Raw genomic sequence first — 13645 nt, forward strand, 5'->3', positions numbered from 1 at the left:
ATTTAGAGATAAGTAAAATTCAAAGTAATAATTCTTTTTTTGAGAGTAAAACCACTGAAGAAAAGATTCTATTGATATTTACTTTATCCGAAAAAGACTTCGTTTACAGTATTGTTGAAAGCCAAAGTATTATCATTACAATTGACACAAAATATTTTACAAAATACAATGAACCTCTAAATATTTTTCAAAAAAAAAGCAAAAGATCCCAATCGATATACAACATAACCTGCTACAAATCATTAAGAATAACTCTAATGACATTTTTAGGAAAATAGGCATTGAAAGTCTTATTCTTGATAGTATTTGTAAGCTTGGGACAAACGAGTTACAACGCCAGGAAGATAATCAAAAAGTCAAATTTTCGGACCTTGCCAATGTCGAGAAGATCAATATTGCAAGAAAGTTTATCGTTGAGCATCAGTCTGAGCATCTGACAATTCCTATAATAGCATTGGAAGTGGGAACGAATCAATCATATCTGAAAATCGGCTTTAAGAAAATGTATGGTCAAACCATTTTTGAATCTATCCAAAGTACCAGAATGCAGACCGCAAAAGAACTCCTTAAAAAGACAGATCTCACCATTACAATGATTGCTTACAAAGTGGGTTATTCTTCATTAAGCAGCTTCAGCCAGACCTATAAAAAACACTTTAGTATTACTCCATCATTAGATTGCAAATAAAAATTTTCTGATTTCTAAAACAGTATTTCTCTATTCGAAACAGAGATGCTTTTTTGACTTCATATTATATGTATCTTTGCGCTTTATTAATATTTGGTCTAAATAATATAATGAAGCAGATTTTTAGTTTAAACAGAACTAGTCCAAAAAAGATAATGGGGCAGCCTCCTTTTTATTTTAAAAACAATCCTATTTAATTTCATATTTATTTTTTAATAATTTTCTACTCAACTGTCATTTTTCGTATGGGTAAGAGATAAACAATTTTACAATGCATAAACGATTAATTTTTCTAATTTCAATGCTTGCGGCCTTATTTTCCTTTGCGCAAACCAAAACCGGAGCAATCTCAGGAACAATTACTTCCATTGAAGATGAACCTTTAGAACTTGTTTCGGTATCACTTTTAAATCAGAACAAAAGTACAATTACCGATATCAAGGGGCATTTTAGTTTCCCCAAACTCGCACCTGGAAATTACACTATAAAAATTCAGATGCTGGGGCTTAAAGAGCAGCAAATCCCGGTTGAGGTAAAAGAAGATGAAGATACACCTGTAAATTATCGCCTTACCAAAGAAAACATTCAAGTATTACAGTAAGTGCGAATTGTTAAAAATAATTCAACTGTTACCCGAAAAGAGAGTCCTTATGTGGCAAAATTACCCATCAAATATTTAGAAAATCCGCAGGTTTACAATACCGTTCCCAAAGAATTGATTAATCAGCAAATGGCAGTAGACCTGGGAAGCGTTTCCAAGAATGTTCCCGGGGCTGGTATTCCGATGATTGCCAATCAGGGAAGAGTGACTTTCCGTTCGCGTGGATTTGAAACTGAGCCTAATGCAAGAAACGGTGTTGCAGGAGCGGCTTTCTCATTTTTGGATAATGCCAATTTAGAAAGAATTGAAGCTATTAAAGGTCCTTCCACCACCCTTTTTGGAACTCAGGTATCAAGCAGCTACGGAGGTTTATACAACAGAGTCACCAAAAAGCCCTACAACGGATTTGGTGGTGAAGTAGGTTATACCGGAGGAAGCTGGAATTTTAACAGACTGGCTTTTGATGTCAATACACCAATCAATAGTGATAAAACGGCACTGTTTAGATTAAATGGGGCAACAACTTTCGAGAAAAGCTTTCAGGATAGTGGTTTTACGAACAGTTTAGCCATTGCCCCAAGCTTTTCATACCAGATTAATGACCGATTATCTTTGTTACTGGATGTTGAATTTGGAATTGCAAAAGGAACTTCCGTAGTTCGTTTTAATCCTTACACGAAAAGTAATAAAATCCAATCCATCGAGGACATTAATTTCCCTTACAAAAAGACATTTTTAGGCGATGACATCACCTACTCTACTCAAATGATGAATATTTTCGGGCAATTAAATTACAAGATTTCATCTTTATGGACTTCACAAACCATATTTTCCCGTGCAAGATCAACCATCAATGGCTATATCACAGCATTAAACGGAAGATCAGACACTGCATTACAGGCAAGTGTAATTGTAGGCAACACAAACTTTATTGCTACTAATTTACAGCAAAACTTCATCGGTGATTTAAACATCGGTAAATTCAGAAACAGAATGGTGGTAGGGCTTGATTATTATAACAATTTCAATAGTTTTGACAGAACCAACGTGAATGCACCAGTGGTCGATTTTATTAATACCCCAAGTACTTACAGAGTAACGAGGGATATGCTCGATACCCTTACCAATACAGGAACACCAAGAAAAGAAAAAAGCAGCGATGATACTTATGCTGTTTATGTTTCAGATGTTTTTGATATTACAGACCGTTTGAAAGCAATGGGAAGCTTAAGAGTTGATAATTTCCATTATAATGGGGTGTACAATATTCTTACAGGTGAAACAGCAGGAGGACTTAGCGTGAGCGGACTACAGGCAGGACCTTACACGCAAACAGCTTTATCTCACAAGTCGGGATTAATTTATGAAGTTTTAAAAGATAAAGTATCTGTATTTGGAAACTATTTAAATGGATTCTATAATATCAGCGGAGTTGATAAAAACGGAAACAATTTCGTCCCACAGAAGGGAAATCAATTAGAATTCGGGGCTAAGGCAGATTTATTTAATCACAGACTAGTCGGGACGATAAGTTATTATGATATTAAAGTAGATCATGTGTTAAGAACAGATCCGGATGATGCGAATTTCTCTATTCAGGACGGTTCGCAATACAGCAAAGGCATCGAAGTAGACATTACTGCAAATCCTGTTGTGGGTCTTAATATCATCGTTGGATACGCTTACAACGACAGCAAATTCACAAAATCAGATGCTTCCGTACTGAACTTACGTCCTGCTGCTTCCGGTCCGCAGAATATGTATAATTTCTGGGTGAGCTATGCTTTTACGAAAGGTAAATTCAGTGGTTTGGGAGCCGGTTTTGGAGGAAATATCGGAAGCATGTCTTATCAAACCAATACACAGACCGCAAAAGTGATAATCCCTTCTTACAAAATGTTTGATGCCAGTATTTTCTATGACCGTCCGAAATACAGATTAGGCTTAAAAATAGATAATATTACCAGCGAAAAAGCTTGGTCTGTAAGACTTACACCTCAAGCTCCGATCAGATTTTTGGCAAGTATTGCTTTAAAATTTTAAATAAGGTTTAATGAATTCTTTTATTGTGAAAAAAGTTTTTTATTTATTGTTTTTTCTTTTGTTAAGCAATCTTGCTTATGCAGACGGATATTGGCTGGAACTGGAAGGCTCAGGTAAAAAGGGAGATCCCTTAATGATAAAAATCCGTTACGGAGGCGTGAACGAAGACAAAACAAGATACATCAAAAGCGGAAGTGATCTTGATAAAATGAAAGATTTTGTACTCACTGTCATCAACCCCAATGGAGAAAAATCTCAAATTTCAATTCAGCAGAAAAACGATTTCTGGATTGGATCCTATATTCCTAAAAATGATGGAACGTATTATATTTTTGCCATTAACGACAGACTTCCTGTCGTAGAAAGAGAAGATCAGAAACAGAATATTAAACCTACTCAATATTTGCAAACCGTTTATGTAATTGGTAAAAAAAAGGAACAGAAAACGCCAATGCCTTATTTAAATCTGGATATTCACGTAAGTGATAAAACAGCAAAAATTTCCGCATTTATTGATGGAAAACCAGTAGAAAAAGGAACTCTGTTACGTGTTTTCTTGCCCAATAATCAGGATTTAAAATTGAGTACAGATGATAAAGGAACCGCTACTATTCCACTTCTACTGAATGGTCAATATTTAGTAAGGTTAGATAAAACCATAAACAGTGAAGGAGCTGTTGATGGCAAAAAATATTTTGCAGAAAGACATCGATGCGATTATAGTTTGATTACAAAATAAAATGATAAAAAAGATACGAATTTGCATCCGTATCTTTTTTATTTTTAAAAATTAATTCAATTATTTTAATGCAAATAATATAGTTCCACTTATTATTAATACTGCTCCGATTGCTGTTTTCAAAGTCAGAGTTTCTTTAAAGAACAAAACTGCAAAAATGATGGCTATTGCCACACTCAATTTGTCAACCGCTGCAACCTGTGAAACTTTTCCGATTTGAAGTGCTTTGAAATAAAACAACCAAGACAAACCTGTAGAAACTCCTGACAATACAAGGAAAATGATATTAAATTTTGATAGCGAACCAATATCTTTCGCTTCTCCTTTAATGAAAACAACACTCCAAACCAGTACGAGAATAATTATTGTTCTAATTCCGGTGGCTAGATTAGAATTAATATTAGAGACTCCTATTTTAGCAAAAATAGCCGTGAATGCAGCAAAAAGCGCTGATAGTAGTGCATAATAAAACCACATAATTCAAGTTTTAAAAATTTTTAACAAAGCCAATTCCTACACTTTTATTTTGGTAGAAAGGCATAACCATTGTCGCCGAATTTTTACTCTTTCCTCCCAAAAGATTATTGATTTTAGGATAAAGCCAATATGCCAGTTCTGTTGAAAGAATTCCAAAACCAGCACCACCAACAACATCTCCAAACCAATGTTTGTCATTCAGCATTCTGTAAACGCCTGTGAATACAGCAAATGAATAACCTGAAATACTTAATAAAAAGTTAGTATCCTTATATTCTCTGAACATAAATTGCGCAGAGGCAAAAGCAATCGCAGTATGTCCTGAAGGAAATGACAAATTATTGGATTGATCCGGTCTTTCTTCCTTTGTTATATGTTTTAAAGGAAGTACAAATGCCGAAGTAATGAGCATAGATGTTCCATAAATGATAGTTCTATCCTTGAAGTTATGTTTACCTTCAACACCAAATGCATTTAATCCGTATACCAAAGCTGCAGGAGCAAATTGTGTATAATTATCAAGTCTAATGTGGTCTGGCTTGTGTTCGTTGATTTCGTCTCTGGTTGAGAAGTTTAATTGTTTTAGGCCATTAACACTCAAACTCGCCACTCCGTATCCAATCAACGCAGTTGGAATAATCAATTTTTTATAACTAGGATTATATATTTTTTCATTAATGATTGTACTATCTTTTATTGTTTTCTGACCCTGAATTGAATCATTGTTTTGAGCCTTAATATTTCCAAAAACTGAGGTTAATATGAAAAGACCGATTGCTATTTTTTGACTGTAATTTGACATTTCTTTTGTGTATTAATTTTTAATAAAATCATTGGCGAGCTGGACATTCACTTCCTTAAATTTTGCAAGTATATTTTGTCCGTAATCTGTAAAATATTGGTGATTTTTTAGAAAATCATTGTTCTGCATCTGCCATTCTTCATCGGTAAAAATGAGTCCGAGATATTTTTCAAACTCCAGTCTTAAAGCTTTCTCATATTTGGGATAATTAGTTCTTGTTAAATGAAATAAATCTGCATCACAAATGATTTTTTCAATCTCTGATACAGGATTTTGAGGATATTTTGTTGAATCGATACATTCTAAAACCTTTTGAATAAAATCTTTTTCACAATTGAAGTTTTCAAGAAAAGTGCCGGCAATTCTCTTACTTTCTTGTTCGTGACCTTTATAACAAAAAGCATATCCGCAATCGTGAAACCAAGCAGAAACCTGTAAGGCACAAATATCCTCTTCGGAAAGAACACTTTCCTGAGAAATTTCCCGAACTGCTGCCACTACTTCATAAGTGTGCCCTATATTGTGAAATGTCAGTTCACTGGAAATATTCTCTGTAAGAAAAAGAATCGCATAATCTCTTACAGCCTGTAATAAATTATTCATTTTTTTTATATTTAAAACTTATAACTACAACCAACCCTAATGACCTGTGTTTCATAGTAATCATCGCTGCTATAGTAGAAACCACTTCCTTGAATCTGTTTCTTTATTACCATTGTATTCAGCAAATCCGTAGCATTGAAGAACAATTCTCCTTTTCCATTTTGAATCGATTTTTTAATACCGGCATCAAATGAGAATCTAGAACCGATTTTCCCTTGCGGAATAATATCAGGAGCTAGATAAACAGCCGTCAATTGGACATCCAATCCGCCAGCAAATTTGAGAGTATTGTTAAATTTCACATTTCCTGATATTACATTTTGCATTTCTGCCGAAAAAACATTTGGAGTTGGATAAAGATTGGTTACCGTAAAAGCATCAATCTGATTTCTGTAAAGATTTCCATTAATATTAAAGGAATATACTTTTGAAATCTTCTGATTTAAAATCATTTCAAGTCCGGAGTTATAACTTTTTCCGGCATTCTGAAAAACAGCGTAAACCAAAGTGCTTCCTGGAACAATGCTCGAAATTCTGGTAATCGTTCCATTTGAAAAACGATGATACAACGCAGAATACAAATAACCATTATCCCAATTGTATTTGTGTCCCAACTCAATAGAATTGGTAAATTGAGGTCTTAATTCAGGATTTCCGACTTTAATGATTTCTGCATCATCATATTTTGGAAAAATCCTGATATCTACTTCATTCGGACGGTCTACCCTTCTATTATAAAAAATAGAAAATTTGTTTCTGTCATTGAGTTTATAAGCCAATCTCATATTTGGAAACGGCAGCGTGTAATTGTAGCCATCACTTTTATAAGTCGGATGATTGGGATTTACATCGTACTGAATTTTCACATATTCCAATCTCAAACCCAATTCAGCTTCCCATTTTGGAGTTTCAAAAATATAATTCGTGTAAAAAGCAGGAATTAATTCTTTGTAGGTCGCCCAACCTCCTGCATTGACATCCAAAACAGAGTTTGCTCCGGGAAGAAAATTCATATTTGTCGGGATGCTTCTGTTTCTTAATTTGATTCCAGTTTCTAATCTTCCGTATTTCAGAGGTTTGATATAATCTACATTGAAATCATAAACCTGTTCGTCAGACAATAATTTAAAAGCATCTGTTCCTTTGGAAGTTGGCAAATAATTATCGTAAAAATACTTCTCATCTTCTCTGTGAAAAGTATAATTAAAACCTACATTCAATAAATGCCCTGCTTCCTTAAATTTATGCTGATAATTGGCAGTTCCCATGATTGTCGTTTTCAATTCATCTTCCAAAAACTGCCACAAACGAAGTCTTTGTGAAAAATCTCCGTTGAAAAAAGACTGGTCGCCACGGTCAATTATTTTTTCACTTCCGTACATCCCAGAAACCGTTAATGAATTTTGAGAATCGATATTCCAATCCAAACCTGCTTTTGTTGTTAAGAAATTGGTATTTCTGTTTCTTTTTAATTGAGATTTAATGATTGTTCCGTCGTCGTAAGTTCTTGTGACGAATTCATTTTTATTCAAAGTCTGGGTGTAAAGATTGTCTGCCTGAAGAAATATATTAACCTTATCTTTTCTATAATTAAGCGACAAAGAAGGATTGATTTTCGGGGTAAAAGTATATTGAGGTCTTATCGTCGGAAGATTTTCTTTTCGTACCCAAAGCGAACCCGTTCCGTAAGTGAAACCCACTTTCCCGTTCCAACCGTTTTTTGTATTTTTCTTCATAATAATATTGATGATTCCGGCGTTTCCGTTGGCATCATATTTTGACGAAGGATTGTTGATGATTTCGATTCTATCAATGGATGAAACAGGAATGTTATCCAATCCGGTCTGGCTTCCGAATCCTGTCAACGCAGTTTGTTTTCCATCAATCAGAACCGTGATTTTATCATTCCCACGCAACTGAACTTTCCCGTCCTGAACCGTTACACCCGGTAAATTCTGCATCGATTGTAATAAAGAACCTCCACTTTGACTGATATTATCGGCTAATGAATATGTTTTTTTATCCATCTGATTGCTGATTTCGTTTTTCTTGGTAGATGTTAAAACAACTTCCTCAATTTTAGTTTCTTTCGTCGAAGAAGAATTCTCCAGTTCAATAATTGGAATTTCAATAAACTCAGAAAGACTTCCTACAAAGAGATTTTGTTTTTTGGCAGTAAATCCAGAAATAGATATCTCTAAATAATAATTATCGGGTTTCACTCCTTCAAGCGAAAATCTTCCTTCTTCATTGGTAATGGTTCCAGCGACAAAAGCCTCATCATTTGATTTTTTTAAGATAATATTTACATATGGCAGATTTTTTTGATCCGATTGATTTTTAACCATTCCGGAAATAGTTACATTTGAAAACTGCGATTTAAAAAAACTCATCGTCATTAGTAAAACAAGGAAAAACAAATTCTTCAGCATTTTATATCATTTTAATTTTATGAGACAAAAATGAGATGAGATTTAGAAGAAATTTAGAATTTGATAATATAAATCCTTCATGTTTACATAAAAATGGAAGCAGTTTCGGTCAGACAGCTTCCATTCAATAAATACTAAATTACTAACACATCTAATCTTTCTGAAGTTTTATAAAATTACCTTTTGCATCAAACAAAGCATCACCACCATTCACTTCGGCTTCATAATTTACAGTACCATTTGCTTTTGTAATTTTTGCAGCTTCTTTGATCTTACCTAATTTGTTTTTTGTAATATAAGCTGAAACTGTTGCTGGTAACTGATTAGCTTTAATTTCAACTTCCTTTTCTTCTAAAATTCCCTGTGCGTTATAAACAACACTCATTTCCTGACCTTTGTATTTAAAAGAGCCTTCAAGTTTTCCGTCTTCATCTTCCCATTCTGCTTTTGTATTAGGATAAGCCTTTTGAAATGCCTTTTCCACAACAGCCGGAACTTCTACATTCTCTTTTTTTTCATCTTTCTCTTTTTTGTTCTGAGAATATGCCAATGTACTTACGCATAATAGAGACATTGCTAACATTAAATTTTTCATTTTATAATATTTTAAATTAATACTGTAAAGTTGAAATTCAATTCTGTAGAGATACTGAATTTTGAAAGTAAATTGAAAATTTATTTGAAGAATAAATATTATTTTTTAATGACTTTATATGTCTTAATTCCATTCTTAGAATTTAAAGAAATGAAATAGACTCCATTTGGATATTTCTGGAAATCTATCCTGTTTGAAGCAAGATTAGAAACTTCCAGATTCTCACCTAAAACATTAGAAATAACATATTGACATCCTGAAAAATCAGCTTTTAAATCCTTAAAAAAAATAGAATCAGAAGTAGGATTCGGATATATTTCCATCAAATTATTTGAACTTAAATCTGAGGTTTGAAGGTTGGTTGTAGCAGTTGCAAGCCAGATAACAGCATTTAAAAGCAATGGTTTGTGATTTCCGTTGGCATCTCCTGTATATCCATTGTAAAGACTGTCACCTGAATCTCCCGTTCCGTCATCAGGAACCGAACTATCGCCCAAAGCCACCACTTTTCCGGTACCATAACTTGCTGTTGCAACCATAGCTCCTGTAAGCCCTGTTGTAGAAGAACCTGTTTTAAAAATCAAACCCTGAACTGCGGAATTATTCACTTTATTAAGTGTCATAGAAGTCCCGTTTGAATATTGCATTTGTGTAGGATTTCCAGCAATTCCGTGTAAAATTGTATTTGCTGGAAGTGAGGCAAAATTACTAGTAGTTTGACTAAAATTACCAAGATCAAAAGTAATCCCGAACGGATTTGTCTGTACGGTATTATTTTGCAGGATATCATTCCAGATCGCTGGTGAATCCCATCCGTCATTGTTTCTGTCGCTGATGGTATGGTCGCTGATCATAAACAAACCGCCTCCATTTTGAACAAAGTTTACTAGCGCATTAGCCTCTGCTGTTGTAAATTTCAGATTAGGTTCATCAATAATAAAAACTTTATAAAGAGAAAGATCCTGTGTATTAGTTAAATCACCATAGCTGATTCTTCCATTGTACGGTAAAGTTTCAACGGCATAACCCAATTTGACCAGATCAACTGCCCAAGCGCTTAATGCGCCATTCCAATACGCTTCAGAGGTAGAACTTGTGATACCGCTTTGTGCGGGTGATGGAATTCTCTGAGGATTGCTTTGACTTCCACCTGTGGTGACAGTTCCATTGGAATTTGCTTTAAGATTATGCAGATCTGCATCGATCACCCAATCTGCATTACCAGCCATTTCAGCTTTCGTTGCATCAAATAAAATTTTAATCTGAGCATTGGATAAATGAACTACACAGATTAATGTAATAAGGGTAATAATTTTTTTCATAGAAGTAATTGAAATTTGTAAACATGGCAAAGCTGCAATTCAATTCTGTAGACATGCTGAATTTTTAGAAATCAGCTTATTTAAAACAAACTGTAAAAGAATGCCTGTTTTCTACAAAATCATACCGAATATCGTATTTATAAAGATGGCATATTTTTTTACAAATTTCAAGACCAAGACCTAAGCTTCTATTGTCATTTGACTGTTTCTTGAAACGTTGAAATAATTCAGATTCATTTAGTTGTCCTACACCATTCTTTGAATCATTACTGAAAGTGAGCGTTTCTCTATTAATTTCAATTTTTATCGTTTTATTTTCATCCGTATATCTTAGAGCATTTGAAAAAAGATTTCCGAACAGGATGTCGATCAAAATAGGATTTGCCGTAATTACAGAACTATTGTTGAATTGGATATCTAAATTTATATCCTTTAACTGCAAAGTATCTTTGTACTGACTGATAATGCCATCCAATACATCTTTGAGTACGATCCTTTCAACATTTGGAAACTGGTTATTTTCGATTTTGGTAAGCAGCAGTAATGTTCTGTTAATTCGCTGCATCTTTTCTCCGGCATAAAAAATTTCGCTGATGAGTTCTGCCTGCTCTTCGGTGATAGGACTGGTCTGCATCAAGAGTTCCAGTTTGCTGGTAAAAACAGCAATCGGAGTCTGCAATTCGTGAGAAGCATTCTCGGTAAATTCTTTTTGGGCCTTATACAATTTGCCATTGCGATTCACCAGATCGCTGATTGAACTTTCAAGATCCTTAAATTCAAAAATTCTGGTTGGCATAAAATTAAGTTTGTCACTTATATCCACTCGATATCCCTTCATTTTATTGACAATATCATTAAACGGTAACCAAAGTTTCTTTGAAATTGAAAAATTAATTAAGCCAAGACCAACAATAAGAATCAAAATAAATACAAACTGAAGCAATAGGATGTTCTGTAAAAGATCCTCATCTTCGATCATTGATTTTTGAATGCGGATCACATAGTTTTTTCCATTTACACTGACATTAGAAAGCAGAACACGGTGCATAACGGTTTCATGATCAGCTTCTACAAATACAGGTTCATTGAAAGATTGTTCAGATTTCCGAAACTTCTCCTTTACAGGCGTTATTGTTATATTATTTTCAAATGTTGAAATAGCATTGGGCTTTTCAGTCTTCAATTTATTTTCAATCCAGCTTTTTTGCTGCTTCATGCCTTCATCAAGACCTTTAAGTAATAAATGCTGCAACGAAACGTAGAAAAGAGGAATAGCAATAAGAGATATTATCGTTGAATAAATAATATATCTACGTGATATGTAATGAATAAGTTTCATATCATATTTCATATTTATATCCCATACCATAGACAGATTTCAGGTAGTCGTCACTTCCGGCCTTAGCAAGTTTCTTTTTTAAATTTTTAATATGAGCATAGATAAAGTCGTAATTATCATACAGATATAAATCTTCTCCTGAAAGGTGTTCTGCAATAGCGGCTTTTGAAAGCACTCTGTTTTTATTGACTGCAAAATAAAGCAACAAGTCATACTCTGTTCTTGTAAGATCAACGATATGATTGTATACCGCAACTGTTTTGGCCAATATATCAATCGTAATTTCATTCAGGATCAAAATATTATCTCCATTAAATTTTCTACGCCTAATAACTGCAGCGATTCTCGCGCTCAATTCCGATAAGTGAAATGGCTTGGGAATATAATCATCTGCTCCTAATTTTAATCCTTCAATTTTATCTTCTATTGAGTTTTTGGCAGAAATAATAATAACACCTTCGGTCTTATTATTTTCCTTTAAAAACTTAAGAACATTAAGACCATTTCCATCGGGCAATGAAATATCTAATAATATACAATCGTAATCGTAGGAATCCACTTTTTCGATACCATCGGTGAAATTACCTGCGACCTCACATAGATAATTTTCCGATTTTAAATAACTGACTATGCTTTTACTTAAAGCCACTTCGTCTTCTATAATTAATATCTTCATAAAGATTTTTTTTAGTTAAAGTTTACTACCAATCCAAGAATCTTTGAGATAGTAGTGGCCCGTGATAAATAAAAACAAGATTCCTAAAATAAATCCACCAAGCACATCCGTAAACCAATGTGCTCCTAAATAAACCCTGGAAACAGCACCCATAAAGATCATTCCGAGGCAAGCAGCTGCAAGAAATATTTTCATTTTGTTACTGAAAATTTTTAAAGTCATTATAATCATAATTATAGATCCAAAAAATACGGTGCAGAACAAAACGTGTCCACTTGGAAAGCTTTGATATTTGGTATCTTCCAGCAGTACTACAAGGTATTGTGTAGGTCGTGGCCTGTTAATTAATATCTTAAGACCCAAACCTAAAACTCCTGAGAACAAAGTCGATATCATTAGAAGAGCTTCCTTTTTATGTTTCTTCAAAGCCAAAAAAGATGAGAAAAATATTACTATAATAACAGAAACTGTTGTTCTTCCTAAAGAACTGATCCCTATCATAACATTATTGATATATATATTTTGGTTTTCTTGTATCTCCTTTGAAATGTGAATATCCAGATATTGGGGAGGTTCTACCATGACATATAAGCTGAGTAAAACGAAAGTGATCAGGCATACAGTAAAAATACCCGCTAATAAAGGTTTTAGATTGGTATCATTGAAAAAAAATGGTTTCATAAATTTTAATTTATAGCGACAAAATAAAAACCTAATTTTGAATTAATTCTGAATTTGGATTTCAATGCTATTTCTCTTTAATTCTTGTGAAGTACAGAGATCTACCCAGATATTTCCATTTCCAATAGCCTCGAACATACATTTGTCCTTCATCATTAATTTCGGCAAAAGCGTCCCAGGTTTTTCCGCTTGAAGCATCGTAAATCTTTCCATTTTCCCATTGTTGCTTTTGGGAATTATAATTCAATCCTTCCAAAATATCCATTCCGATAACTTTAGTACTCCGTAATTTTGGATTTGGATTGTAAGAATCAACACGTGTGTTCATCGGAGTTCCACTTCCCAATCTTTCATCAAACCAAATCACTTTTGCTTTAAAAGAAATCCCTTCACGATAAATATGAACGGCTACACTTTTGTCTGTCGCCATCCATTTTCCTAAAATGTCGTCCATCGATATTTGACCGGAAATATTTAGGTAGAATAAAAAAGAGAGCAATAAAAAAGATTTTTCCATTTTGAAGTAGGGATCTATTATTTTTTTAAAAATTAATTATCACCACAAATATTTATGGAAAAACTGTATAGAATCTGAATTCTATAAAGAAATGAAAAAATAAAACCATCAATTTGTATAAAATTGATGG

The 13645-nt window shown here is 33.7% G+C and carries 14 protein-coding genes; 4 read left to right on the forward strand and 10 right to left on the reverse strand.

Annotated features, from left to right (window positions below; genetic code table 11):
• Positions 1 to 460: 460 nt before the first annotated feature.
• The 4 genes from AC52CF_RS11740 to AC52CF_RS11755 all read left to right on the forward strand — a co-directional run bounded on the left by AC52CF_RS11740 (position 461) and on the right by AC52CF_RS11755 (position 4071).
• Entirely contained in the window at positions 461 to 688 is a 228-nt protein-coding gene (locus AC52CF_RS11740) for a helix-turn-helix transcriptional regulator (RefSeq protein ID WP_496517102.1), read from the forward strand.
• A gap of 271 nt (positions 689 to 959) precedes the next feature.
• A complete protein-coding gene (locus tag AC52CF_RS11745) occupies positions 960 to 1289 on the forward strand; it encodes a carboxypeptidase-like regulatory domain-containing protein (protein ID WP_496517103.1) in 330 nt (109 codons plus the stop codon).
• A 51-nt stretch (positions 1290 to 1340) separates the two neighbouring features.
• On the forward strand, positions 1341 to 3332 hold the full coding sequence (locus tag AC52CF_RS11750; protein WP_496517104.1) for a TonB-dependent siderophore receptor: 1992 nt from the start codon (positions 1341 to 1343) through the stop codon (positions 3330 to 3332).
• Between the two features lie 10 nt (positions 3333 to 3342).
• Positions 3343 to 4071 (forward strand): hypothetical protein, encoded by a 729-nt coding sequence (locus AC52CF_RS11755; RefSeq protein ID WP_496517105.1) that lies wholly within the window; start codon positions 3343 to 3345, stop codon positions 4069 to 4071.
• A gap of 60 nt (positions 4072 to 4131) precedes the next feature.
• Here the strand turns inward: AC52CF_RS11755 and AC52CF_RS11760 are convergent, their stop codons facing one another.
• The 10 genes from AC52CF_RS11760 to AC52CF_RS11805 all read right to left on the reverse strand — a co-directional run bounded on the left by AC52CF_RS11760 (position 4132) and on the right by AC52CF_RS11805 (position 13515).
• Positions 4132 to 4548, reverse strand: a complete 417-nt coding sequence (locus tag AC52CF_RS11760) for an EamA family transporter (RefSeq protein WP_496517106.1) — start codon at positions 4546 to 4548, stop codon at positions 4132 to 4134.
• A gap of 10 nt (positions 4549 to 4558) precedes the next feature.
• Positions 4559 to 5350, reverse strand: a complete 792-nt coding sequence (locus AC52CF_RS11765; RefSeq protein WP_496517107.1) for a phosphatase PAP2 family protein — start codon at positions 5348 to 5350, stop codon at positions 4559 to 4561.
• Between the two features lie 12 nt (positions 5351 to 5362).
• Complete coding sequence (locus tag AC52CF_RS11770; RefSeq protein WP_496517108.1) at positions 5363 to 5953, reverse strand: HD domain-containing protein; 591 nt, start codon at positions 5951 to 5953, stop codon at positions 5363 to 5365.
• An 11-nt stretch (positions 5954 to 5964) separates the two neighbouring features.
• Positions 5965 to 8385, reverse strand: coding sequence for a TonB-dependent receptor domain-containing protein (locus AC52CF_RS11775; RefSeq protein ID WP_496517109.1), 2421 nt, complete (start codon positions 8383 to 8385; stop codon positions 5965 to 5967).
• Between the two features lie 151 nt (positions 8386 to 8536).
• Positions 8537 to 8980, reverse strand: coding sequence for a PepSY-like domain-containing protein (locus AC52CF_RS11780; protein ID WP_496517110.1), 444 nt, complete (start codon positions 8978 to 8980; stop codon positions 8537 to 8539).
• A gap of 98 nt (positions 8981 to 9078) precedes the next feature.
• The gene (locus AC52CF_RS11785) at positions 9079 to 10302 is read right to left on the reverse strand and encodes a T9SS type A sorting domain-containing protein (protein ID WP_496517111.1); all 1224 of its coding nucleotides are present in this window, start codon (positions 10300 to 10302) and stop codon (positions 9079 to 9081) included.
• Positions 10303 to 10378: 76 nt separating this feature from the next.
• Positions 10379 to 11641 carry a sensor histidine kinase gene (locus AC52CF_RS11790; protein ID WP_496517112.1) on the reverse strand — a complete coding sequence of 421 codons (1263 nt, stop codon included), beginning with the start codon at positions 11639 to 11641 and terminating at the stop codon, positions 10379 to 10381.
• A 1-nt stretch (position 11642) separates the two neighbouring features.
• Positions 11643 to 12317, reverse strand: a complete 675-nt coding sequence (locus tag AC52CF_RS11795) for a response regulator transcription factor (RefSeq protein ID WP_496517113.1) — start codon at positions 12315 to 12317, stop codon at positions 11643 to 11645.
• A 15-nt stretch (positions 12318 to 12332) separates the two neighbouring features.
• Entirely contained in the window at positions 12333 to 12998 is a 666-nt protein-coding gene (locus AC52CF_RS11800) for a phosphatase PAP2 family protein (RefSeq protein ID WP_496517114.1), read from the reverse strand.
• 67 nt (positions 12999 to 13065) lie between these two features.
• Positions 13066 to 13515 carry a DUF2147 domain-containing protein gene (locus AC52CF_RS11805; RefSeq protein ID WP_496517115.1) on the reverse strand — a complete coding sequence of 150 codons (450 nt, stop codon included), beginning with the start codon at positions 13513 to 13515 and terminating at the stop codon, positions 13066 to 13068.
• Between the last annotated feature and the right edge of the window lie 130 nt (positions 13516 to 13645).

This window comes from Chryseobacterium sp. 2P (genome assembly GCF_059579425.1).

Bases quoted from the DNA above. Each gene is read 5' to 3' on its own strand.
- AC52CF_RS11760 (WP_496517106.1), bottom strand. From the start codon at position 4,548: ATGTGGTTTTATTATGCACTACTATCAGCGCTTTTTGCTGCATTCACG.
- AC52CF_RS11775 (WP_496517109.1), bottom strand. From the start codon at position 8,385: ATGCTGAAGAATTTGTTTTTCCTTGTTTTACTAATGACGATGAGTTTT.
- AC52CF_RS11785 (WP_496517111.1), bottom strand. From the start codon at position 10,302: ATGAAAAAAATTATTACCCTTATTACATTAATCTGTGTAGTTCATTTA.
- AC52CF_RS11790 (WP_496517112.1), bottom strand. From the start codon at position 11,641: ATGAAACTTATTCATTACATATCACGTAGATATATTATTTATTCAACG.
- AC52CF_RS11800 (WP_496517114.1), bottom strand. From the start codon at position 12,998: ATGAAACCATTTTTTTTCAATGATACCAATCTAAAACCTTTATTAGCG.
- AC52CF_RS11745 (WP_496517103.1), top strand. From the start codon at position 960: ATGCATAAACGATTAATTTTTCTAATTTCAATGCTTGCGGCCTTATTT.
- AC52CF_RS11765 (WP_496517107.1), bottom strand. From the start codon at position 5,350: ATGTCAAATTACAGTCAAAAAATAGCAATCGGTCTTTTCATATTAACC.
- AC52CF_RS11755 (WP_496517105.1), top strand. From the start codon at position 3,343: ATGAATTCTTTTATTGTGAAAAAAGTTTTTTATTTATTGTTTTTTCTT.
- AC52CF_RS11780 (WP_496517110.1), bottom strand. From the start codon at position 8,980: ATGAAAAATTTAATGTTAGCAATGTCTCTATTATGCGTAAGTACATTG.
- AC52CF_RS11795 (WP_496517113.1), bottom strand. From the start codon at position 12,317: ATGAAGATATTAATTATAGAAGACGAAGTGGCTTTAAGTAAAAGCATA.
- AC52CF_RS11770 (WP_496517108.1), bottom strand. From the start codon at position 5,953: ATGAATAATTTATTACAGGCTGTAAGAGATTATGCGATTCTTTTTCTT.
- AC52CF_RS11805 (WP_496517115.1), bottom strand. From the start codon at position 13,515: ATGGAAAAATCTTTTTTATTGCTCTCTTTTTTATTCTACCTAAATATT.